General features: G+C 62.8%; 24 protein-coding genes. 12 read left to right on the top strand and 12 right to left on the bottom strand.

Annotated features, from left to right (window positions below):
* Window positions 1-126: 126 nt before the first annotated feature.
* Genes CAG47_RS24490 through CAG47_RS24480 form a run of 3 tightly spaced genes read right to left on the bottom strand, consistent with a single transcriptional unit; the run spans window position 127 to window position 2817 of the window.
* On the bottom strand, window positions 127-1011 hold the full coding sequence (locus CAG47_RS24490; protein WP_085728225.1) for a ChaN family lipoprotein: 885 nt from the start codon (window positions 1009-1011) through the stop codon (window positions 127-129).
* 55 nt (window positions 1012-1066) lie between these two features.
* Window positions 1067-1834 (bottom strand): heme ABC transporter ATP-binding protein, encoded by a 768-nt coding sequence (locus tag CAG47_RS24485; RefSeq protein ID WP_085728223.1) that lies wholly within the window; start codon window positions 1832-1834, stop codon window positions 1067-1069.
* Window positions 1834-2817: an iron ABC transporter permease gene (locus tag CAG47_RS24480; RefSeq protein ID WP_177409073.1), complete on the bottom strand. Its 984-nt coding sequence runs from the start codon at window positions 2815-2817 to the stop codon at window positions 1834-1836. Before CAG47_RS24480 ends, CAG47_RS24485 begins: the two co-directional genes overlap by 1 nt.
* A gap of 383 nt (window positions 2818-3200) precedes the next feature.
* Here CAG47_RS24480 and metE point away from each other — a divergent pair, with 383 nt between their 5' ends.
* The gene (metE, locus tag CAG47_RS24475; RefSeq protein ID WP_085728220.1) at window positions 3201-5489 is read left to right on the top strand and encodes a 5-methyltetrahydropteroyltriglutamate--homocysteine S-methyltransferase; all 2289 of its coding nucleotides are present in this window, start codon (window positions 3201-3203) and stop codon (window positions 5487-5489) included.
* Window positions 5490-5586: 97 nt separating this feature from the next.
* Here the strand turns inward: metE and CAG47_RS24470 are convergent, their stop codons facing one another.
* The 8 genes from CAG47_RS24470 to CAG47_RS24435 all read right to left on the bottom strand — a co-directional run bounded on the left by CAG47_RS24470 (window position 5587) and on the right by CAG47_RS24435 (window position 12150).
* Window positions 5587-6258: a bifunctional 2-polyprenyl-6-hydroxyphenol methylase/3-demethylubiquinol 3-O-methyltransferase UbiG gene (locus CAG47_RS24470; RefSeq protein WP_085728218.1), complete on the bottom strand. Its 672-nt coding sequence runs from the start codon at window positions 6256-6258 to the stop codon at window positions 5587-5589.
* Between the two features lie 99 nt (window positions 6259-6357).
* A complete protein-coding gene (locus CAG47_RS24465; protein ID WP_085728216.1) occupies window positions 6358-6576 on the bottom strand; it encodes a DUF4287 domain-containing protein in 219 nt (72 codons plus the stop codon).
* 111 nt (window positions 6577-6687) lie between these two features.
* Complete coding sequence (locus CAG47_RS24460) at window positions 6688-7209, bottom strand: cytochrome C (protein WP_085728214.1); 522 nt, start codon at window positions 7207-7209, stop codon at window positions 6688-6690.
* Between the two features lie 263 nt (window positions 7210-7472).
* A complete protein-coding gene (locus tag CAG47_RS24455; protein ID WP_085728209.1) occupies window positions 7473-7994 on the bottom strand; it encodes a methylamine dehydrogenase light chain in 522 nt (173 codons plus the stop codon).
* Between the two features lie 18 nt (window positions 7995-8012).
* Window positions 8013-8633, bottom strand: a complete 621-nt coding sequence (gene mauD, locus CAG47_RS24450; RefSeq protein ID WP_085728207.1) for a methylamine dehydrogenase accessory protein MauD — start codon at window positions 8631-8633, stop codon at window positions 8013-8015.
* 5 nt (window positions 8634-8638) lie between these two features.
* Window positions 8639-9178: a MauE/DoxX family redox-associated membrane protein gene (locus CAG47_RS24445; RefSeq protein WP_085728205.1), complete on the bottom strand. Its 540-nt coding sequence runs from the start codon at window positions 9176-9178 to the stop codon at window positions 8639-8641.
* A gap of 11 nt (window positions 9179-9189) precedes the next feature.
* Window positions 9190-10338, bottom strand: a complete 1149-nt coding sequence (locus tag CAG47_RS24440) for an amine dehydrogenase large subunit (protein WP_085728203.1) — start codon at window positions 10336-10338, stop codon at window positions 9190-9192.
* Window positions 10339-10668: 330 nt separating this feature from the next.
* A complete protein-coding gene (locus CAG47_RS24435; RefSeq protein WP_085728201.1) occupies window positions 10669-12150 on the bottom strand; it encodes an ATP-binding protein in 1482 nt (493 codons plus the stop codon).
* 335 nt (window positions 12151-12485) lie between these two features.
* Between CAG47_RS24435 and CAG47_RS24430 the strand changes: the two genes are divergently transcribed.
* The 9 genes from CAG47_RS24430 to feaR all read left to right on the top strand — a co-directional run bounded on the left by CAG47_RS24430 (window position 12486) and on the right by feaR (window position 20409).
* Entirely contained in the window at window positions 12486-13655 is a 1170-nt protein-coding gene (locus tag CAG47_RS24430) for an acyl-CoA dehydrogenase family protein (RefSeq protein ID WP_085728199.1), read from the top strand.
* Between the two features lie 32 nt (window positions 13656-13687).
* The gene (locus CAG47_RS24425) at window positions 13688-14059 is read left to right on the top strand and encodes a hypothetical protein (RefSeq protein ID WP_085728197.1); all 372 of its coding nucleotides are present in this window, start codon (window positions 13688-13690) and stop codon (window positions 14057-14059) included.
* A gap of 3 nt (window positions 14060-14062) precedes the next feature.
* On the top strand, window positions 14063-14533 hold the full coding sequence (locus tag CAG47_RS24420) for a nuclear transport factor 2 family protein (protein ID WP_085728195.1): 471 nt from the start codon (window positions 14063-14065) through the stop codon (window positions 14531-14533).
* A complete protein-coding gene (locus tag CAG47_RS24415) occupies window positions 14530-15651 on the top strand; it encodes an amidase (RefSeq protein ID WP_085728193.1) in 1122 nt (373 codons plus the stop codon). The genes CAG47_RS24420 and CAG47_RS24415 overlap by 4 nt, the downstream gene beginning before the upstream one ends.
* Before the next feature lie 49 nt (window positions 15652-15700).
* Window positions 15701-16984, top strand: a complete 1284-nt coding sequence (locus tag CAG47_RS24410; protein ID WP_085728191.1) for a Rieske 2Fe-2S domain-containing protein — start codon at window positions 15701-15703, stop codon at window positions 16982-16984.
* Window positions 16981-17481: an aromatic-ring-hydroxylating dioxygenase subunit beta gene (locus CAG47_RS24405; RefSeq protein ID WP_085728189.1), complete on the top strand. Its 501-nt coding sequence runs from the start codon at window positions 16981-16983 to the stop codon at window positions 17479-17481. The genes CAG47_RS24410 and CAG47_RS24405 overlap by 4 nt, the downstream gene beginning before the upstream one ends.
* Before the next feature lie 10 nt (window positions 17482-17491).
* Window positions 17492-18232, top strand: coding sequence for an SDR family NAD(P)-dependent oxidoreductase (locus tag CAG47_RS24400; RefSeq protein ID WP_085728186.1), 741 nt, complete (start codon window positions 17492-17494; stop codon window positions 18230-18232).
* 153 nt (window positions 18233-18385) lie between these two features.
* Entirely contained in the window at window positions 18386-19336 is a 951-nt protein-coding gene (locus CAG47_RS24395) for a PDR/VanB family oxidoreductase (protein ID WP_085728184.1), read from the top strand.
* A gap of 152 nt (window positions 19337-19488) precedes the next feature.
* Window positions 19489-20409, top strand: a complete 921-nt coding sequence (gene feaR, locus CAG47_RS24390) for a transcriptional regulator FeaR (protein WP_085728182.1) — start codon at window positions 19489-19491, stop codon at window positions 20407-20409.
* A gap of 230 nt (window positions 20410-20639) precedes the next feature.
* Here the strand turns inward: feaR and CAG47_RS24385 are convergent, their stop codons facing one another.
* A complete protein-coding gene (locus CAG47_RS24385) occupies window positions 20640-21269 on the bottom strand; it encodes a response regulator transcription factor (protein ID WP_085728180.1) in 630 nt (209 codons plus the stop codon).
* 259 nt (window positions 21270-21528) lie between these two features.
* Here CAG47_RS24385 and hpaC point away from each other — a divergent pair, with 259 nt between their 5' ends.
* Both hpaC and CAG47_RS24375 read left to right on the top strand, forming a co-directional pair.
* Window positions 21529-22038 carry a 4-hydroxyphenylacetate 3-monooxygenase, reductase component gene (gene hpaC / locus CAG47_RS24380; protein ID WP_085728178.1) on the top strand — a complete coding sequence of 170 codons (510 nt, stop codon included), beginning with the start codon at window positions 21529-21531 and terminating at the stop codon, window positions 22036-22038.
* Between the two features lie 454 nt (window positions 22039-22492).
* The gene (locus CAG47_RS24375) at window positions 22493-22789 is read left to right on the top strand and encodes a DUF6124 family protein (protein WP_085728176.1); all 297 of its coding nucleotides are present in this window, start codon (window positions 22493-22495) and stop codon (window positions 22787-22789) included.
* The last annotated feature ends 185 nt before the right edge of the window (window positions 22790-22974 follow it).

Here is a 22974-nt window from a genome sequence, read left to right as displayed (position 1 = left end):
GTTCGACCGCGAAGCGGTCGCCAAACTGATGAATGCGGTTTACCTGACAAACGCATTGCCCGTATTTGGGACTACTTCGTAGTCCAACGGGGGCAAGCCCCCTCGCCACATTCTTTGCGCTCAGGATTATCGACGCAGCTTCGCGCAATGATCCTGTGCCGGCTGTGCGGCGGTGTACCACACGTAATCCGCGCTGTCGGCGGTCACGGTCTTGCCCGCTTCGGCCAGGATCAGCACGGCGTTGCCTTCACCGGCACCCAGGTCCTTGAGGTGCAGCGGCACCCCCAGGTCCTTGCGCACATGGAACGCGCCGGCCAGCAGCAATGCCGGTGTCGGCGCGGCCATCAGGCGTTCGGCCATGCGCCGGTCACGCTGTTGCTGCACGGCGAGCATGGCCGGCATCTGGGCTTCGGGCAACAGGCCGCAATGGGATTCGCGGATATCGTCGAGCAAGGTCGCCTGCACCTGTTGGGTTGTGGACGCTTGCCCTGCGAGCACCGGGCGCTGCTTGTAGATCTGCATGATCTGCGCGCGATCCAGGTTCGCCGCCAGCAGTGGATAGGGTTGGTGCAGCGCGTAGGTGACGAGGGCGCCATAGACGCTCCAGTCCCAATTGGCCTGCCAGGCCAGCGCCGTGAACGCGTCGGCCGGTGGCTGGCCAGCGCGGGTCGCGACCTGCGCGGCATCGACTTTGGCCTGTTGGTCGGGGTTGAGCATTTCCATCAGCAGGCTGCCCTGGGGACGTTGTGCCGCCAGTTCGCGCAGCAACCAGAGCTGCAGGGCGTGGTGGTCCGGGTTGTCGTGCTGTTCACCGACCAGTACCCGAGGTGCGGCGGCCAGGCGCTCGACCAGTTCCTGCGGGGTCAGCGTGCGACCGCTGGCGAGTTCGCGGATGACACCGAGGTCGGCATGATCGCGCCCTTGCGGGGCAATCGGTGCCGGAGGCGGCGTTACGGAATGGGATTGGCAGGCAACCAGCAGGCTGAATGCACACAGCAACAGAAAGCGCATCGGTTTTCCTTGAAAAGATAGAAGCCCCCTCGATCAATGAAGGAGGGGGACGGTTTCAACGCGCGATGATCAACGGATGGCCACGTTCCGGATGTTGATGGATCAGCACCTCCAAACCATACACCGCCGCCAGTGCTTCGGCGGTCAGCACCTGTGCCGGGGGACCGTAGGCGTGGGGCAGGCCTTGTTGCAACAACAGTAGTTGATCGCAGTAGCGTGCAGCCAGGTTGAGGTCGTGCAGAATCACCAGCACGGCGGCCCCGCGCTCGGCGAAGTCGCGCACGGCTTGCAAAATGGTGTGCTGGTGCAACGGATCGAGCATCGACGTCGGTTCATCGAGCAGCAGGGTTTGCCCTTCGGCCCCCGGCCAGAGTTGAGCGAGCACCCGCGCCAGATGCACACGCTGGCGTTCGCCGCCGGACAGGGCCAGATAGCTGCGTTCGGCCAGGTGCAGGGCATCGGCGCAGCGGAGTGCCTCGGCGACGATTTCGCCATCGCGCACACGACCGCTGGCGTGAGGCAAGCGACCCATGCCGACGACTTCATTGACCGAGAACGCAAAGTTCAGGCTCGAACTCTGCGGCAGCACCGCCAGGCGTTTGGCCCGCTCCTGACCCGGCCAGTCGGCGAGCGGACGCTCGTCGAGGCTGACGGTGCCTGCGCTGCTCGCCAGTTCGCCGCACAACGCGGCGAGCAGGGTGCTTTTGCCGGCGCCGTTCGGTCCCAGCACGCCGAGTACTTCACCGGGGTGCAATCGGATATCGATGTTCGCCAGTACCGTGCGATTGCCACGGCGTACCAGCAGATTGTTTGCCCGCAGCATCAGGAACGTCCTCGTACCAGCAGGTATAGAAAGAACGGCGCACCGATCAAGGCGGTCACGATGCCGATGGGCAATTCTGCCGGCGCCAACACAAGGCGTGCGGCCAGGTCGGCCAACAGCAGCAGGCTGGCGCCGGCCAGCAACGACGCGGGCAGCAACACCCGGTGATCCGGGCCGACCAGCAGGCGCATCAGGTGCGGCACCACCAGGCCGATAAAACCGATCAGGCCGGCCGCCGCGACGGCCGCGCCGACGCCAAGCGCCGTGCACAGCACCAGCTCAAGCTTGATCCGCTCGATGTCGAAGCCCAGGTGACGGGCCTCCGATTCGCCCAGCAACATGGCATTGAGCGCCGTCGCCCGCCGTGGCAACCACAACGCCACGCCGAGGGTGACGATCAACAACGGCCACAGGCGCGGGTAGCTGGCACCGTTGAGGCTGCCCAGGTTCCAGAACGTCAGTGTGCGCAGGGTCGCATCATCGGCCAGATAGGTGAACAGCCCCACGCCGGCACCGGCCATGGCCGTCATCGCCACACCCGCCAGCAGCATGGTGGCAACGTCGGTTTGCCCGTTGCGGCGGCCGCAGCGATACACCACCGCCGTGACGATCAAGCCACCGGCGAAGGCACTGAGCGACAGCAGATAAGGTTCAACCGCGGGCGGCATGCCACCCAAAAGGCTGCCACCGACGATGGCGATGGCGGCACCGAGCGCCGCGCCACCGGAGACGCCGACCAGGCCCGGGTCAGCCAAGGGGTTGCGGAACAACCCCTGCATCGCCACGCCGGACAACGCCAGTACCGAACCCACGGCAATGCCGAGCAGGCTGCGCGGCAGGCGAATCTGCCCGAGGATCAGTTGCGCCTGTTGCGTGTCGCCACCTTCCAGCGGCAACCCGAGCAGACGCATCCCGGCCAGCAGGGTATCGCCCAGCGGCAGGCTGACTGGCCCGAGGGCCAGGGACAGCCAGAACACCAGCACCAGCAACAGCAACAAACAGATCAACGTCGGGCGCGGCCGAAAAATCGCCGTCATTGGGTGATCTCGGCGGTCTTGGCCTTGGCGTCCGGGGAGAACGCCGTGGCACAGCCCGGCAGTGTTTTCATACGCATCGGGACTATTCCTTCGCCGATCAGAGGGGGGCATCGATGCCTTCGTAGCGGGTGATGATGCCATTGACGCGGCTTGCGCACACGCAGGTAAGGTTGAACATCGGGTCGAGTGCGTTGAATCCATTCAGCGGCAGTTGCATAGCGCCTCTTATCATGAGAAGAACTTGTGATCATCAAGATTAAAATGAGTTTGTCTCACTCGCTGGCACTGTCGACAATGGCCCCATTGAGAACGCATTGGAGTTATTTGTCATGGCCTTGGCCCATTCCCTTGGATTTCCGCGCATCGGTCGCGACCGTGAACTGAAAAAGGCTCAAGAGGCGTTCTGGAAGGGCGAACTCGACGAAGCCGGTCTGCGTGCCGTGGGCCGTGATCTGCGCAAGACCCACTGGGACTTGCAGAAAAAAGCCGGGATCGAGCTGTTGCCGGTCGGCGACTTCGCCTGGTACGACCAGGTCCTGACCCACTCGTTGATGTTCGGCGTGATCCCTGAGCGCTTCCGCCCCCACGACGGCCAGGCCAGCCTGCAAACCCTGTTCGGTATGGCTCGCGGTGTGACCGACAGCTGCTGCGGCGGCGCCCACGCCCAGGAAATGACCAAGTGGTTCGACACCAACTATCACTACCTCGTGCCTGAATTCAGCGCCGAGCAACAGTTCCAGCTCGGTTGGGATCAGTTGTTCGAGGAAGTCGAAGAAGCCCGCATGCTGGGGCACAACGTCAAGCCGGTGATCATCGGCCCGCTGACTTACCTGTGGCTGGGCAAGGCCAAGGGCGCCGAATTCGACAAGCTCGAACTGCTCGAGCGCCTGTTGCCGCTGTACGGTCAGATCTTCCAGCGCCTCGCCGCACAAGGGGTTGAATGGGTGCAAATCGACGAGCCGATCCTGGTGCTCGATCTGCCGCAGGAGTGGAAAAACGCCTTCGAACGCGCCTACAACCTGATTCAGCGTGACCCGCTGAAGAAACTGGTCGCCACTTACTTCGGTGGCCTGGAAGAAAACCTCGGCCTGGCTGCCAACCTGCCTGTGGATGGCCTGCACATCGACCTCGTCCGCGCGCCTGAGCAGTTCCCGACCATCCTCGACCGCCTGCCGGCCTACAAAGTGCTGTCGCTGGGTGTGGTCAATGGCCGTAACGTCTGGCGCTGCGACCTGGAAAACACCCTGGCCACCTTGCAGCATGCTCACGAGCGCCTGGGTGATCGCCTGTGGGTCGCGCCGTCCTGCTCGCTGTTGCACAGCCCGGTCGACCTGGGTCGTGAAGACAAGCTCGATGCCGAACTGAAAAGCTGGCTGGCGTTTGCCGTGCAGAAGTGCGAAGAAGTGGCGGTGTTGGCGCAGGCGGTCAACGAGCCCGAAGCGCCAAAGGTGCTTGAGGCGCTAAGTCAAAGCCGTGCCGTGCAGGCCAATCGCGCTGCGTCGCCACGCATTCATAAACCGGCTGTTCAGGCGCGGGTTGCGGCGATCACCGCCAGGGACAGCCAGCGTCACTCGCCGTTTGCCCGGCGTATCGAGAAACAACGCGCCGGCTTGAATCTGCCGCTGTTTCCGACCACCACTATCGGTTCGTATCCGCAAACCGCGTCTATCCGTTTGGCACGCCAGTCATTCAAGCAAGGCAAGCTGACCGAAACCGAATATACCGAAGCGATGCACAGCGAGATCCGTCACGCCGTGCAAGTGCAGGAGCATCTGGGCCTGGATGTGCTGGTGCACGGTGAAGCCGAGCGTAATGACATGGTCGAATACTTCGCCGAGCAACTCGACGGCTACGTGTTCACCCGTTTCGGCTGGGTCCAGAGCTACGGTTCGCGCTGCGTGAAACCGGCGGTGATCTTCGGCGACCTGAGCCGTCCGAAAGCCATGACCGTGGAGTGGATCCGCTACGCCCAGGGCCTCACCGACAAAGTGATGAAGGGCATGCTGACCGGTCCCGTGACCATGCTGATGTGGTCGTTCCCCCGTGAAGATATCAGCCGCGAAGTGCAGGCCCGCCAACTGGCGCTGGCGATTCGCGACGAAGTGGTCGATCTGGAAGCCGCCGGCATCAAGATCGTGCAGATCGACGAAGCCGCGTTCCGCGAGGGCCTGCCGTTGCGCCAGGCGCAGTGGCAGTACTACCTGGACTGGGCGACGGAAGTGTTCCGCCTGTGCGCCTCTGGCGTGCGCGACGAAACCCAGATCCACACCCACATGTGCTACAGCGAGTTCAACGATGTGATCGAGTCCATCGCCGCCATGGATGCCGACGTGATCACCATCGAAACCTCGCGCTCGGACATGGAGCTGCTGGACGCGTTCGAAGCCTTCGCCTACCCGAATGAAATCGGTCCGGGTGTATACGACATCCACTCGCCACGGGTGCCGGACTCCGCAGAAATGGCCAACCTGCTGCGCAAGGCGGCCAAGCGCATCCCCGCCGAGCGCCTGTGGGTCAACCCCGACTGCGGCCTGAAAACCCGCGGCTGGCCGGAAACCGAGGCAGCGCTGGTGCACATGGTCAATGCGGCGCGCCAACTGCGCAAAGAATGGGCCTGACGCCAGAAAACCTGTAGGAGCGAGCATGCTCGCGATGGCGGCGTATCAGGCGACATCGATGTTGGATGTGCCGGCCCCATCGCGAACATGTTCGCTCCTACAGGCGTGGCTCGGCCACCAACAGTAACGACTGCGGCACGGGGCTTTGCGGGTGTTGCGGTTCCTGCAGGCCGGCCAGCGTAAAGCCGGCCATGTCCAGGGCATTGAGCCAACTGGACAGGGTACGGAAATACCACGGCATCGGTTGCCACTGCCCCTTGAAGCCGGCGAAGGTCTCTTCCCGCCAGCCATCCTGATAATCGCCTGCCGCCGCAGCCCACGGATGCAGTGTCTGGATCACCAGCGCGCCACCCGGGGCGAGCAGGGTGTTCATGGCGCCGAGCAGGGGAATGATGTCCTGGTGCAGCAGGGCGAAGTTGGCGCAGATCAGGTTGTAGTCGCGGCCGATGTCGACTTGCGCCTCTGCCAGCGCTTCGTAACTCGCCACGTGCACCGGCGAAGAACCCGCCGCCCGCGCCGCCTCTGCCAGCGTTGCATCGCCATCCACGCCCACCGCATCGATGGCACGGTCAGCCAGCGCACGCAACAACCAGCCTTCGCCGCAACCCAGGTCGAGCACGCGCTCGGGCTGGCGACCGAGCACCGCCAGGAGAATGGCCTGGTCGGTGACCTGTTGGCGGCTTTCGATGCTGCCCGTGCGGATGGCGTCGATCCAGGCCCGGGCGTTGTGGTGCCAGCTGTCGAGGAGGGTGGATTCGGGGGCTGACATGGTCGATGTCCGGCGCAAGGGGATGGAAGAAAGGATAGATCAGCGGTGGGCCGGTTTTACCCGGCACCACCGACAACGCTGCGAAGACTGGACGCGAGGCTAGGCGCTTTTCGTGGCTGCCAGATGATAGGCGACCAGCGCATTGGCGTGACCATGACCCATGCCGTGTTCGGTCTTGAGCCAGGCCACCATCTCCATGTGTTTCTTGTCGCTGATGGTCTTGAGCAGGTCCAGCCAATGGCTGATCGGCTGACCATACTTCTTTTCGATCGACGGGAAGTACGAAGCCGGTCCTTTGGTTTTTGTCTCTTCGGTCACGATGCAAACTCCCTTGCCAATAGTGTGAGTTCGAATGCAGCGCCGATTACGTTACTTATTTGCCGTCGGTGAGTCCATCATCCGGGCGGACGAACCTGAAGGACGTCGCTCTCAATAATTCATCCCGTCATCGATCGCGATGCCCTGGGCACGCATGGCCTTGATCAACTCGCCGCGGGTGCCGGGCAGGTTGAGCATGGTCTTGGCCCGTAACGCGGTGACCTCTTCGGCGGTATACGGCTGATAGTCGGCCGGCACGCTTTTGCCTGCCATGCCGTCCTCGCGCATCAGCCAGTTGAGCAAGTCCGCCAGTTGCGCGTTGTTCAACGCCGACTGCGACATACCCGGCACCCGCACGAGGAATTCGCGGCCACCGGGTACTTTCAGGAAGTTGCCGACAAAGTCTTTCATCCGTGGTGTGTCGTTGGCGGCCGAACCCGTGCCGTCGCCCAGGTGGCAACCGGCGCATTGCAGTTGGTAGTTCACGCCGACGCTGTACCCGGCCTGGGCAATCGGGGTTTGCACCGCTTCATTGCCCGGCGCGTGATGCTGGTTCGGGTCCGGAATGGCCCGTGCCTGGGCAAGCGGGGCGCTCAGGGCGCAGACGAGACCGAGCAATATCAAACTACGCATGTAATCCAACTCCGCTGATGACCGTTCGGCACCTGTAGGAGCGAGTGCCCGCTTGCGGCAAGCTCGCGATGGACGTCAACGATAACGCTGGCAATCTGATTCAACGCGTCGCCCTTGAGTTCTTCGCGAGCATGCTCGCTCCTACAGGTACAGGTACAGGTACAGGTACAGGTACAGGTACACACACAAAACAGTAAAAAAAGGAAAAGCAGTCACAGAAAAAAAGCCGCCGATTGCCCGAGCAACCGGCGGAAATTGCGCGTTTAGACGGCGACGCCGCGGATGATCGAAACGGTGCAGTGGTAGATGTGCGACTTGGCGGCCAGGCACCAGTTCACATCGTTGTTGTTGAACGGGCGGTAGGCCGGTTCTTCACTGTCGTTACGGGTGCAGGCGCACTGGGCGCAGCTTTGCTTACCGCAGCAGTCGTTGTAGGAAATGATGTAGTCCTTGCCATCGGCCGGATTGCGGCAAGTGCCGATCCAGGTCACTTGCGAGGCTTCGGTGCCCGGTGGGCAGGAGGTCACCGATCCGCCGCAGCAGCTGCACAGAAAGCCGTCGATGGAGCAGTAGCGCCAGTAGTCGCAACTGTTCGGATCACCCGGGTCGCCAGCCTGCGCCGGCTCCGCGGCCAGGGCCTTGCTGGTGCGATCCAGCGGCAGCAGCAGGGGCAGGGCGGCACCGGCCACCATCAGCGAACCCATGCGCGACAGCAATTTACGGCGCGACGTGGTGTCGGCGACACGGCGGGTCGAGCGCTCGAACAACAGATCCAGCAGTTTCATAAAGGTCTCCCTGCCTTATCAGTGGCTATGGCCGTGGCTGTGGTCGTGGGTGTGCGGTTGGGCATTGAGGTACTGCTGCAGCGTGGCGTGCTTCAAATGCTCGACCTCGAACAGGCTGTCCAGGTGCTCGCGGGAGTTGACCAGGCCTTTGGCGCGCAGGGTGCCGGCCTTGTCGATCAGCGCGGCGTACGGCAGCTTGCCGATCTGGTAGGTCATGCCCACTTCCGGGCCGACCACGTAGGTGGCGTCTTCGAGTTTGTGTTCGCGGATCAGCGCTTGCTGGGCGTCCATGTCGCCATCGCTGACGAACACCACATCCAGGCTGCCGGCTTGCTCCTTGGCGATGGATTTGATCGCCGGCAGCAGCGACTTGCAGATCGGGCAGGTCGGCGAGAGGAAAAACAGCAGTTGCGATTTCTCACCGGCATAACCGAAGTTGACCGGGCGACCGTGACGGTCGGAGGCGGTGATTTGTGGCGCGGGCTCATTGACCGCCACGCCTTTGTCGACCATCAGCGCGCCGGCTGGCGCGAGGCGGCCGTGCAGTACGCCAATCTGCCGCACCAGGCCCATGACGACAAACGCCACAGCCACCAGCAGCACCCAGAGCAGAACGTTGGAAACAATCAAGCCTTCCATTTCGATTACCTACCAATCAATTTGAGCAGAAGAGGGGAGTTCGCCAGCAAGCCATCGGCAGCGGCGTAGATGAGCAGCGCAACAGCGGCGGCGGCCAGGGTCACGAAGCCATCGAACAGGTTGAGGTCGCGGGCCACCGGCGCCACGCTGGCCACCAGCGCCAGGGCGACCAGTGCGCTATTGCGCGCCAGCAACACCGGGCGCAGCGGTTGTGCCTGGTCGGGGCCGGCGCAACCGCAATCGATGTCCGCGCGACCGCGCCACAGGTTGATGCCGATGGCGGCGGCGTACAGCGCCAACAGACTGGCGGCGCTCAACGCCGCGAAACCGCGACTGACCGGCACCAGCAGGGCGAATGCAATGGCCAGTTCCAGCAGCGGTACCAGCCGTGCCGTCGGGCGCACCAGCGCTTCGGGCAGCAATTGGTAGTCCGCCAGTTGCTTCCTGAAGCGGGCCGGCGCGCGCAACTTGTGGGTCGCGGCACTGGCCAGCAACACCGCGATAGCGACGGCGCTGGCAATGATGAAGATCGGATCTGTGTGCATGGCCGAACCTCTTAGTAGCTCAGGACCTGAGTCGCGGTCTTCGCGACTTTCGGCATGCTGCCGGTGAGCTTGTTGGTCTTCAGATCGAAAATCTGCAAACCGCCTTCCACGTCAGCGCCGAGCAACAACGGTTTGTCGTCGCCGGTGGCCTGCATGCTCCACACCGGAGCCGTGGCTTCCAGGGTGGCTACTTTCTTGTGGGTCTTGAGGTCAAACGCCCAGATCAACGGGCTCGGGTCTTCCCACTTCATGGCTTCGTGGGCGTCGTGCATCAGCACGTACAGGCGGTCCAGCTTCGGCGCCACGGCCATCAGCTGCCAGCCACCCGGCGCCCAACCGGCTTTCTTTTCCTCGTCGGTCACCAGCGACCAGGACGGCAGGACCTTCGGCGCGTCGCCAGCGAAATCCACCGGGCGCACGGTGCCGGTGGTGGTGGTGAAGTAGTAGGTGTCGCCGACGTTGACGGCGCGCTCTACCAGTTTCTCCGCGTTCGGATCAAAGAACGGCGTGCGACTGCGCGCGGTTTCCTGACCCTGATCGTTGAGGGTCACCACTTGCAGGCTGCCGTCACCGCACAGCGAGGCGAAGCGGCGGTTGCCGATCGGGTAGTTGAGCACGCAACCGGGAATGGCGATTTCGGTGGCAACGGCCTTGGCCTGGGTATCGACCACGGTGACCGAGGTCGACGGGGTGAAGTTGTAGACGTAGACGAACTTGTCGTCGCCGCTGGGCTTGAGCGAATAGCGCTGGGTCAGCGATTCGGCGCGCTTGTTCGGGATCAGCACTTCCCAGGTCGGCGACAGGGTCGAGCTGTCCCAGGCGGTCAGCACGTCGGTACGGGTGCCGCGGGTGCCGCGCGAGTACCAGATGTCCGCACTGTAAATAGTCTTCTTGTCGTGACTGAGGGTCGACGGCGCGGCAAAGCCGGTCGGCACCATGCCGAGGACGCGCTTCTGGTCCGGGTCGACCACGGTCACGCGGCCCGCCACGAAACTGTCGAACTCGACGTCGATGACAAACGCGCGGTGAGCTTCGGGTGGAAACGCCAGAACGGTCTGGCCAATCGTGCCGGCGGGCAAATCCGCGCGGGCACTGTTCATACCGAGTACAAGCAGGCTCAGGCCTAGCGCTGACTGTACGGAGATCCTGTTTGTTCGCATTAGGGGAACTTCCTGAATTGTTGTTAACGCGGATCGCGGGTGCTTTGGCAGATTTTTACCCTTTGATTCTGCCGCGCCCCGCGATCGGGAGAATTGCCCTGCCTGCCAAGTGGTTGTGTGTCTGTGCCAGTGTCATGAAACTCGTTTCGAACGCACCGGATTTATCTGTGAGCACCCTGTGGCGAGGGGGCTTGCCCCCGTTGGGTCGCGTAGCGGCCCCAGCATTTTCCAAGTCACACCGTGACAGCAGGATTTGCGGCTGCTGCGCAACCGAACGGGGGCAAGCCCCCTCGCCACAGGGTTTGTGTCAGGCCACAGGGTTTATGCAGGTCAGGCTGGATTCGCGAGGGGCAGGGAGAAGCTGAACACCGCACCACACGGCTCCAGGTTCTGCGCCCAGATATCGCCGCGATGGCGGCCGATGATGTTCTTGCACAGCGCCAGGCCGATGCCGTTGCCGCTGACCTTGGACGAGAAGAACCCGTCGAACAGCTTCTCTTGCGCCTGGGCCTGAATGCCGCGTCCGCTGTCTTCGATGCGCACCAATGCGACATCGTTCTCGCGGCTGGCATGGATACGCAACAGTCGCCGTTCGGTGGGCAGGTCGGCCATTTCTTCGATGGCGTTGAAGGCCAGGTTGAGGATCACCTGGCCGATCAGCACCTTCTCGCAACTCACCTGTAGCGGCTCGGGTGCGGTGACGACTTCCACGCGCACCAGGCTTGGATCGGCGCGCAGGCTGATGAAGTAGCGGGTTTCGCGCAGCAGTTCATTGAGATCGACCCGTTCTTCGCTCTGCTCCAGCTTGACCACGTAATCGCGCACGCTCTTGATGATCACCGACGCATGCTCGATTTGCCGCACTGCGCTCTGCAAGCCCCAGGTCACGCCAGGGTCGGCATCGGCCACGTTGCCCAGGCGAATCACCGCGCCTTCAATGAAGTTGCGGGTCGCGGCCAGGGGTTGGCTCAGTTCGTGGGCGATGGCCACGGCCATTTCGCCCATGGCGTTGTAGCGCGCCAGGTATTCGAGTTTCTGCTCGCTGACCCGCCGCGCTTCCTCGGCCTGGACTTGCTCGGTGACATCGCGAAACAGCAGCAAGTGGCCGATCAGGTCGTCCTCGATCTCGATGTAGCGGCAGGTTGCGTCATGCCAGCGCCATTGGCCGTCGCGCCGCTGCATCTTGTAATGCACGTTGAACGGCGCGTGCTCCGGTGTCTCATGGGCGAGTTGTTGCAGCAGGCGCTGGCGCGAGGTGTCGTCGCACCAGGTAAGGAAGTTCTTGCCCATCAGCTTGTGCACTTCGCTGTTGAGCAGGTGCGCGCCGGAGTCGCTGATAAAACGGATGTCGCCCTCGGGACCGAGCACCGCCACGCCTTCGGCCAGGTCCTGCATGAATGCCTTGAGCCGGCTCTCGAAACGCTTGAGGTCGCGCTTGACCTTGTCCTCTTTGGAAATGTCGCGGAACTGCACCATCAGCACATCGCGCCCGTCCAGGTGCACCAGGGTCGCCACCGCCTCGGCAAGAATCTCCACCCCTTGCTTGGAGCGGTAGCACCATTCGATGGCGCGTTGCCCGGTGCGCGCGGCGCCTTCGAGCCAGCGCAATCCCACCGAGCGCCGGTATTTCGGTGCATCGCGGGTCATGTCCGGGGCCTTGAGCGGCGTCAGTTCTTCCAGGGTAAAGCCCAGCGCCGCCAGGGCGGCGGCGTTGGCCCAGAGGATTTCCTTGGTGTGCGCGTCATGAAGAATGATGCACAGCGGCATGGCTTCGATCAGCGCATAAAAGTCGTTGGGTTTTGGCTGGTACATCGCACGGCCCCTGGCGGCAGAGATTTGCAGTATGGCGTTTTATACCTGCTCGCACAGCGTGATGCGCTCAGAGGTAACCGGTGTGGGCCTAGGGGTTTTCTTTAGCGAGGGGGCTGCACGCACCAATAGTTGCGCGGGGATGCGGTTTTTACACTGGCCCCCAATGCAAGGGCAACGCCCCTGTCCCTGTAGGAGCGAGCATGCTCGCGATGGTCGTCAACGATGACGCTGGATGCCTGACACCCCGCGGTGCTCTCAGGTGCATCGCGAGCATGCTCGCTCCTACAGGGATCGGTGTAGCCCCTCTAACAATAAACAAAACGGAGAACGAGCCCATGCTGCGTTCAGCTGTCGCGCAACAAGACCCTGTGTCCGGCCCGGTCGTGCCAATGGTCGAGAGTCAGCTATTTCAGCAAGTGCTGGATGAGGTCCGTCAACGCCGCGAGGAGTTCGACGCCGGCTCCCACGTGCCTCGGGACATGATCGAGCGCTTCAAGCAGGTCGGTATCTACCGCGCCGCCACGCCCAAATGCTACGGCGGCGACGCACTGGCGCCTGCGCTGTTCCTGCAAATGATCGAGCGCATCTCCGAAGCCGACGGCTCGGCGGGCTGGGTGGCCAGCTTCGGCAGCGCCGGTGTCTATCTGGCGGCCTTACCGCCGGAAACCCTGGCTGAAATCTACGCCGAAAGCCCTGACCTGGTCTTCGCCGGCGGCCTGTTCCCGTTGCAACCGGCCGAGGCAGTCGAAGGCGGCTGGCAGGTCAACGGCACCTGGAAGTTCGCCAGCGGCAGTAAAGGCGCAGACCTGCTGGGTGTCGGCATCGGCGCCAGCGCGGCGGGGGGCAAGCCTCGTACGGCGGTGTTCCCGGCCAGTCAGGTCGAGATCGTCGAGAACTGGGACGTGGTCGGCCTCAAGGGCACCGGCAGCCATGATCTGCGCGTCAGCGACAAATTCGTCGAGGACCGCTGGACCTTCATCCGCGGCGGTGCCGCGACCATCGATGAACCGCTGTTCCGCTACCCGTCGATTGCCTACGCCGCGCAAGTGCTGGCCGTGGTCAACCTCGGCCTGGCCCGTGCGGCGCTGGACGAAATCAGCCGCATGGCTGGGGGCAGCGGCATCACCGGCGCGCCGAAAATGGCCGACCGCGCTTACGTGCGCATCGAGATCGCCAAGGCCGAAGCCAAGCTGATGGCCGCACGGGGTTTCTTCTACAACGCCACCGAGCAGGTGTGGGACTCGATCCTGGCCGGCAACCCGGTCACGCCGGAGCAGACCAGCCTGTTGCGCCTGTCGGCGATCCACGTGTCCCAGGCCGGTGCCGAAGTGGTGCAAAGCGCCTACAGCCTGGCCGGTACCACCGCCATTTACCTGCGCCATCCGCTGCAACGCTACCTGCGCGACTCGATGGTCGTGACCCAGCACGCCTTCCTCAGCGAAGGCCTGTACGACGGCGCCGGCTCGGTGTACCTCGGCGTCCCGCCGTTCCCGGGCTACATCTGAATTCATTTTTCACTTATTCAAGGATCAACAGCATGTCCCAAGCTACCCAGGAACCGTTGCGCGTCGTCTTTTGCATCGGCATCACCCAGAACTTTTTCGACCTGCCCACCGGCGAAGGCCTGAGCGTGTGGAAAGGCTTCAGCCAGATGATGGGCGACCTCGGCGCGATGCCTGGTATCACCGTGCTTGGCGCCATGGACGACGATCGCTTGATGGTCGGCCCGTCCACCACCTCGCCCTGGACCGTGTACATCATGGCCGACGTCGACTGCCACCAGTCGGTGATCGACGCCTGCAACCTGTTCCGCACCACGCCGGTCGGCCAATACAGCCTGTGGCGCTACGCCAAGGTGGAAGCACGCATTGGCCGCCCCTTGACCATCCCAGACGCGGCCAAGGTGTAAGCCATGAACGAGGCCTTGCTGCAGCGTCTGGCGACGCTCGAAGGGGAAAGCGCAGTGCGCCGCCTGATGGCGCTCTACATGGACCTGTGCGATGTGCCGCGGGCGCCGATTCACCTGAGCCAGTTGGCGCAATTGTTCACCGAGGATGCGATCTGGGAAGGCCTCGGCACCCAGACCGCACAGACGTTCGGTCAACATCACGGACGTGCGGCGGTGGCGGCCTTTGTCGGTGGTTATCTGCCGCCGTCCGATCACTTCAAGTTGAACCTGCACTACCTCACCAGCGAGTCGATCGTGGTCGACGGTGACAAGGCGCAGGGCCAGTGGATCATGCAGCAGATCTCGACCTACGCCGATGGCCGCAACGAGTTGTTCGGCACCCGCTTGAACATTGATTTCCGTTGTGTCGACGGCGTCTGGCTGATCGCGCATTTCCGTACGCAGCGTTTGTTCAATACGGAGTTGAGTGCATGAGTACCTTCATCAGCGAATTCCTGCTGGGTGGCAACGGCAAACGCGTTGCTATCAAAGACTCCATCGACATCGCCGGCCATCCGACCCGCTCGGGCAGCCGTGCCTTTGCCGACGCACCGGCCGCGACGAAGAACGCCGAAGTGGTCGACGCGATCCTCGACGCCGGCTGGCGGATCGTCGGCAAGACCAACCTGCATGAACTGGCTTTTGGCGTGACCGGCATCAACGACTGGACCGGCACACCGATCAACCCGCAAGCGCCGGATCGCGTGCCGGGTGGTTCGTCCAGCGGTTCGGCGTCGGCGGTCGCGGCAGGCCTTGCGGACATCGCCATTGGCACCGACACCGGTGGTTCGGTGCGGGTGCCGGCGGCGTGCTGTGGCATCGCCGGGTTGAAACCGACTTATGGCCGGGTCAGCCGTGTCGGCGCCCATCCACTGGAATCGAGCCTCGATTGCGTCGGGCCGTTCGCCAGGTCCATGGACGACCTGATCGCGGCGATGCAGGTGATCTGCCCGGGCTTTGCCGCCCAAGGCTTGCCGAACGATGGCGCCAGGGTCGGCTTTCTCGACGTGGCCTGCGATGCGCACCTGCAAGCCAGCCTGGGCGCCGCCGCCGATCGCGCCGGATGGCGTCGCAGCCACCTGCAGCTGAGTGAATTCGAAGCCGCGTTTGTCGCCGGCCTGACCGTGATCAATTTCGAAAACTGGGCGGCCTTCGGTCACCTGACCGGCAAGGGCCTGATCGGCGCCGATGTGGAAACACGTTTGCTGGCGGCCAGCCGTACGACTCGTGAAGAACTCGCAGAGGCTGAAGCTGTGCGCGCGCGCTTCACGCAACAGGTGGATGCGGCACTGGAAGACTTTGCCGTGTTGCTGCTGCCGACACTGCCGACCTTGCCACCGACCCTCAGCGAAGCCCGCGCCGGCAGCAAGGCCGTGGCTGGCATGACCCCGCTGGTACGGCCTTTCAACCTCAGCGGTCACCCGGCGCTGACGGTGCCGGTGGAACTCGACTGCGGCGGGCTGAAAGTCGGCCTGCAAATCGTTGGTCGAAAAGGTCAGGACGAACTGGTTTGCGCCTTTGGTGCGCAGCTGCAACAGAGCATGGTCGGTTAGCCCCCGGCTCCAAAACCCAATCATAAAAAGAAGCCATGAGGAGAACCGCATGAGCACTCATGAATACCGGCTGATCGCGACGTCGAAAAGCCCCGAAGACCTGGTCCGGCACGACCGCGTCGACGTCTCGCTGTACAACGACCCGGCGCTGTTCGAAGCCGAGCTGGAGAAGATTTTCTACCGCACCTGGGTGTGGGTTGCCCACGAAAGCGAAGTGCGCAACAGCGGCGACTTCAAGACCGCGATGATCGGCCGTCGCCCGGTGATCGTCGTGCGCGACAAGAAGAACAACATCAACGTATTGGAAAACCGCTGCCGTCACCGCGGCGCCACCGTGTGCGAGAAGCACAAGGGCAACGCCACCGGTTTCACCTGCCCGTACCACAGCTGGTCCTATGGCCTGGACGGCAAGCTGCGCGCGCTGCCATACCCGGATGGCTACGAAGGCATCCTGGAGAAATCCGAACTGCCGCTGACCAGCCTGCGCGTCGAAAGCTACGCCGGCATGATCTTCGCCAGCTACAACGACGAGATCGAACCGCTGGAAGACTTCCTCGGTGGTGCCAAACACTGGATGGACCTGTTCATGAAGCAGGGCGCCGGTTACCCGATCAAGACCCAGGGCGAACACAAGTTCAGCTTCAAGGGCAACTGGAAGATCCAGCTGGAAAACACCACTGACGGTTACCACTTCCCGATCGTGCACAAGTCGTTCATGTCGTCGGTGGATGAAGAAACCTCGGAAATGCTCTCGTTCATGACCGACGAACAAGCCGTGACCCACTCGCTGGGCAACGGCCACAGCGTGATGGTGATGGTGCCGGAGCACGTCGACCTCGATCACGACGACGGCACCGAGCAGTTGCAGGAACGCTTTGCCCACGTCACCGAAGAGCTGTCGAAAACCATGCCGGCCGATCAGGTCCGGCGCATCGTGCGCTCGCTGCACGGTGCCGGTTTCAACCTGAACCTGTTCCCCAACATCGCCATGTCGATGTCGTTCTTCCGTGTGCTGCGCCCGGTATCGGTCAGCGAAACCGAGATCCGCCACGTTGCCCTGGGCATGGACGGCGGCCCGGAAATCGCCAACCGCGAACGCATGCGCATTCACGAACACTTCCAGGGCCCGTTCGGTTTCGGCAGCCCTGACGATGCCGAAGCCTGGGACCGCGTGCAGCGCGGCTCGTATGCCGGCGTCGATGCGCCGATCCTGGTCAACCGCGGCCTGAACCGCGAAATCACTGCTGAAAACGGCGACAAGGTCAGCCACGCCACCGACGAAGGCGGCATGCGCGGTGCCTACGACATGTGGAAAAGGATGATGAGCCAATGAGCAATCACGACACCCTGAACGGTTTTTCCGGCCCGTTGGCCCAGGCCATCGAATTCATCTGGCGCGAAGCCGAACTGCTCGACCACAAGCACTACGCCGAATGGGCGACCCTGTGGAGCGAAACCGGCAAGTACATCGTACCGATCGACCCGGATACCGAAGACTTCGAGGCGACGCTCAACTACGCCTACGACGATGCACGCATGCGTGACCTGCGCATCGAACGCCTGACCGCCGGCTACTCGCCGTCGGCGGTGGACGCGGCGAAGACCATCCGCACGGTCTCGCGTTTCCGTCTGGTGGAAACCGCTGGCGACATCGTTGAAGTGAACTCCGCGCAGTTGCTGTACGCCTACAAGCGTGGCGTGCACACGCCGTTCGTGGCCGACCTCAACCACCGTATCCGCTTCACCGACGGCGTGCCGAGCCTGGAGCGCAAAGTGGTGCGCCTGATCAACTCCACCGACAGCCTGAGCGCGCTCGGCTTCCTTTTGTGAGGGCAACAGCATGAGTCGAGTAGCCCTCGTAACGGGTGCCTCGCGTGGGCTGGGCGAGTGCATCGCCCGCCGTCTGCACGCGGCGGGTTATCGCGTCGGCCTGGCCGATGTGCACCTCGATGGCGTTCGTCATCTGGCCGCCGAGCTCGATGGCAGCGGCGCCACGGCCGTCGCCATCGAACTGGATGTGCGCAGCAAGGCGGACTTCCAGCGTGCCCGCGACCTGCTCGCCACGCACTGGGGCGGTACCGACATTCTGGTGAACAACGCCGGTGTGTCGAAAGTCGCGGCGTTGATGGACATCACGCCGGAAGAATTCGACGAGTCGATGGCGATCAACCTGCGGGGCACCTTCGTGGCCTGCCAGGTGTTCGGTGCGCACTTTGCCGAGCGTGGCTTCGGACGCATCGTCAACATCGCGTCCCTGGCAGGGCAGAACGGCGGCACCGCGACCGGCGCGCACTACGCGGCGGCCAAGGGCGGCGTGGCGACCCTGACCAAGGTCTTCGCCCGTGAACTGGCGCCGCAAGGCGTAACGGTCAACAGCATCTCGCCAGGTCCGCTGGACCTGCCGGTGGTGCGCGAGAGCGTGGCCCCGGAGCGTCTGGAGCAGATTCTGAAAATGATCCCGGCCGGCACTCTCGGTGACCCTGGGTTCATCGCCGACAGCGTATTGCTGTTGATCGCCGACAACGCGACCTCCGTAACGGGCGCGTGCCTGGACGTCAACGGCGGCTTGTTCATGCGCTAGACAGCAAAAAAAACCTGTAGGAGCGAGCATGCTCGCGATGGACCTGAGGTCACCGCGGGGTGCCAGGTTTCCAGCGTCATCGTTGACGACCATCGCGAGCATGCTCGCTCCTACAGGGCGCGGTAAAACCAAAACAAGTATTCAGGTGATGCCATGATGAAGGTGAAAATCGAAAGGATCGTCGACGAAGCACTGGATATCCGTTCCTTTCGCCTCGTGCGCAGTGACGGCCAGCCGCTCGACACCTATGAACCGGGGGCCCACGTCGACCTCACCGGGCCGACCGGGGTGACCCGCCAATATTCCCTTTGCAGCCCTCCACAGGATCGCCGCGCCTACCTGGTGGCGGTGAAGAAGGAAGCCCAGTCGCGTGGGGGTTCCGTGGCGTTGCATGAGCAAGTGGAAGAGGGCATGGAGCTGGAAATGGGGGCGCCACGCAACCTGTTCCGTATCGATGAAAGTGCCCGCGAACATGTGCTGTTCGCCGCCGGCATCGGCGTCACGCCACTGCTGAGCATGGCTTATCGACTGGCGGAAAGCGGCCAGCCGTATCGCCTGCACTATTTTGCCCGTTCGGCCCAGTACGCCGCGTTTACCGAGCTGTTGGCGACAAGCTTCGCCGATCACGTGGAGTTCCACTACGGCGTGGAGCCAGCGGGCCTGGACGACGCCTTGAGCGCATGCCTGGAGCGCGCCGACAGCGCCGCCCATGTCTACACCTGTGGCCCGGCACCGTTCATGAACAAAGTGGTGGAAGTGGCCGCGCGCACTCGTGCGGACGACGCCATCCACCTGGAACACTTCGCCGCGGACCCGGCCGCCAACAGCGCGCCGACCGGCAGTTTCGAAGTGGAGCTGGCCAGTTCCGGCGTTGTGCTGCACGTGCCGGCCGACAGCAGCCTGGTGGACGTGCTGCAAGCCCACGGCTGCGACATCGACACCGAGTGCCGCGAAGGCATCTGCGGTACCTGCATCGTCGAAGTGCTCGACGGCGTGCCGGAGCACCGCGACAACTGCCTTTCCAACAAGGAAAAGGCCTCCAACAAGCAGATTTGCGCCTGTGTTTCCCGGGCGCTTTCCGCTCGTCTGGTATTGGACATCTAAGGTCAGGGAAAGCTGGAAAGCATGGGCCGGAGCCTGTTGAATGGGCGCCCGGCGGCTGTCGAGGGAGGCGATGGCTACAGAAACAACGGTTTTGACGAACCGCTCGCTGAAGCGGTCGAAAAATAACAACAAAAACGTGAGGCTTTGCGGACATGATTACAGCATCGACGGTGCGCAACGAGGCGTTCGAAAGTTGGTTGAGCCAGGTGAACCAGGCCTGTGGGCGTTTCGATGCCCGGGCGCTGGACACCGATTTCTACGGCGAACTGGCGGTATTTCGCAGCGGTGCGATCAACCTCAGTGTGGTCGACATGGCGCATGTGCATTTGTATCGCACCAGCAAGGACGTCAGCAGCGGCAGCGACGGCCACTACTACGCAGTGTTCCAGATGCGTGGCAGCTCGCAACTGGAGCAGGGCGACAACCGTGCGCAATTGGGCTGTGGTGACATCGCGCTGATCGACGCCAGCCGTCCGAGCGACATGATCTACAACGACGATTGCCGACAGCTGTCGCTGATTCTGCCGCGCCAGGTGGTCGAGCGTGGCTCGCACTTCAATGCCGTCAACTGCGCCACGCGCATCGCCGCCAGCAGCCCCCTGGCGGCGATGGCCAACAAGCTGGTGCTGGACACCCGCCAGCAGGAAGGGCTGGAAATGCAGGAGAGCGAGGCCGTGCTCGATGCCCTGGCCAGCCTGCTGCTGCCAGGCATCAGCGCCCGTGACGGCGCTGCCGATCCCCATGAACGGCAGTTCCGCAAGATCATCGCCTTCATTGATGCACACCTGAGCGACGAGGCACTGTGCCCCGAGCTGATCGCCCGTGAAGTGGGCATTTCCGTGCGTGGGCTGTACCGGATGTTCTCCAAGCGCGGCCTGGTGGTGGCGCAATACATCAAGCATCGCCGCCTGGACTTCTGCGCCGAAAACCTGCGCCGCGCAGATGTCGAGCAGAAGTTGTCGGCGCTGTGTTATGCCTGGGGTTTCTCGGATTCGAGCTACTTCTCGTCGGCGTTCAAGTCACGCTTCGGCGTGTCACCGGGGGCTTATCGCAAGCGGTATAGCCAGGGCTGATACCCGCCATTGATGTTGAATGTGCCGGCCTCTAAAGGTTGATCTCAGCCAGACAGATCTGTAGGAGCGGGTGCCCGCTTGCGGCATGCTCGCGATGGTCGTCAACGATAACACTGGCGACCTGACACCCCATGGTGTCTGATCCTCCATCGCGAGCATGCCGCAAGCGGGCACCCGCTCCTACAGAAGAGCTTGCTCGCGATGGCGGCGTCATGAACGCCGCAGATCCCTCAGTGCCGCACCGGCTCATCCACCGGTAAATGCAGCACCTCGCGCACCAGCATGGCAATGCTGGACACGCCCATCTTCTCCTTGATCTTGGTACGGTGCACGTCAACGGTCTTCACGCTGATGTTCAGCTCCCGAGCGATCACCTTGCTGGCTTTGCCATCGATCACCAGCATCAACACTTCGCGCTCGCGGCTGGTCAGCAGCGCCAGCTTGCCTTGCAGGTTCTGACGCTGCTGCTGATCGGCCTGGGCATGCACGGCGGTCTTCAGCGCGGCCTGGATGCGGTCGATCATCTGTTGCGGGTTGTAGGGCTTCTCGACGAAATCCAGCGCGCCGTTCTTCATCGCCGTGACCGACATCGGAATATCGCCATGGGCCGAGACGAAAATGGTCGGCAAGGTACTGCCGCGCTGGTTGAGGATTTCCTGCAACTGGAAACCGCTGGTCTCCGGCATGCGCACGTCGAGCACCAGACAAGCGGGCTGTTTGGGGTCGTATTGACTGAGGAACTCTTCGGCGCCGGCAAAGCACTGCGCCTGCACGCTGACCGACTCCAGCAACCAGGCCAGGGAAGTGCGCAGGTCTTTGTCGTCGTCAACGATGTAAACAATCGGTTTGCGGGTTTCCATCGGGGTTGCCACGAAAGTTTTTTAATTATTGTTTTCGCACGCGAACGCGCGGCACGCATCGGCTCGTCTTTGTGGAGCCAGTGAGCAGAATACCCACTGTGGCCGGCCCTTGCGATAAAGAAACCACCTAGTCGACTAGCGGAAACCCAACCCCGCCATGGGGATCGTCAGAATGGTTGCGCGGCGCCCACAGCCTTAGTCTAGTTCCATCACCTACGGACCGCGCAACGACGGTCCTCCAGAAGGAAGGGGCATCGACATGGCCGACCTGAGCCAGCAGCAAATCGACTTTCGCAACGCCATGGCGCAGCTGCCTGCTGCGGTGAACATCATCACCACCAACGGCCCGGGCGGTCGCTGTGGCATCACCGCCAGCGCCGTGTGCTCGGTGACCGACTCGCCGCCCACGGTGCTGGTGTGCGTCAACCGCAACAGCGCCACCCACGACGTGTTCCGCACCAACGGCCACCTGTGCGTCAACGTGCTGTGTGGCGAGCAGGAAGAACTGGCCCGGCACTTCGCCGGCATGACCCAGGTGCCGATGGCCGAGCGCTTCGCCTGGGACCTGTGGGACGACGGCGCGGCCGATGTGCCGGTGCTGCGCGATGCCCTGGTACAGCTGCAAGGGCGGATCAGCGAGTGCAAGGAAGTGGGCTCGCATTCGGTGATGTTCGTCGAGCTGACGAAGGTCGGCGTGCGCGAACCGCGCGACAGCCTGGTGTATTTCAACCGGTTGTTCCATCGGCTTGAGCATGCCAGTGCGGCTTGATCGAGACCGCGTTATCGTTCTTCGCGAGCAGGCTCGCTCCCACGGGTTTTGTGAACCACGCAGATCCCTGTGGGAGCGAGCCTGCTCGCGAAAGCGGTATCAATCTGGAATGCATGTTTAACGGCTGTAGGAGTAACTTCCTGCAAGCCACAACCCCTTGCGGCATTGCCTACAGCTACGCCAGAATCCGCCGGCTTGTGCGCCCTGGAGGCCATCGGTAACTTGGTCCGCGTCACTGATATCCAGTGATCGGGTTTAGCAGCCCGTGGTATTTGAAGATCGTACGAGTGTCCGTCAGGCAGGTATTCCATATCTGCATTTGATGGTGGCTGTGCGTAGGGCGCCTTTGGGCGCGCCGGCTTTCTTCTTATCCCCGGTCTGCTAACCTGCGTACAGCCGCCACCCCCTCGTTTAGCAGCGATGGCGTGGTTGCTTCACAACGGATAAGAAGATCATGTTGAAGGTTACCCCCGATCCACCGGACAACAACGCTTGCCCCAACCCCTCGGCCCACATCATGGCCACCCCGCACAAACCCTCCACCCTGTTCACCATCAACCCTGACATCGACACCGAAACCCTGCTGGCCCACGCCTGCGAATCGCTGGCCTCTGCGAGCGTCATGGCCAATGACCTGGCGGGTTTTCTGGACGGCACGCACCGCAATACCCTGCTGGGTATCGCGCAAGTGATCATGTTGGGGGAGTTGGCGGTGAACCGGGCTTTGGATCAGATCGATCCGCCGGGCTAACCACCAAACACTGTAGGAGCGAGCATGCTCGCGATGGCGTCGTGTCAGGCGCCTCAATGTCGAATGTGCTGGCCCCATCGCGAGCATGCTCGCTCCTACATCTATGGTTACCCCCTTTTCTGCAATACTGTTTTTGATGTTGTGTTTGGCTTGCTTTCATCTATCCGGCGTCTGAGTGGGGGTGT

Source organism: Pseudomonas sp. R37(2017) (genome assembly GCF_002113375.1).
In the GTDB taxonomy this organism is placed as follows: domain Bacteria; phylum Pseudomonadota; class Gammaproteobacteria; order Pseudomonadales; family Pseudomonadaceae; genus Aquipseudomonas.
The sequence above is the reverse complement of the archived record's forward strand: the minus strand, read 5'-3'. Positions and strand labels throughout refer to the sequence as shown.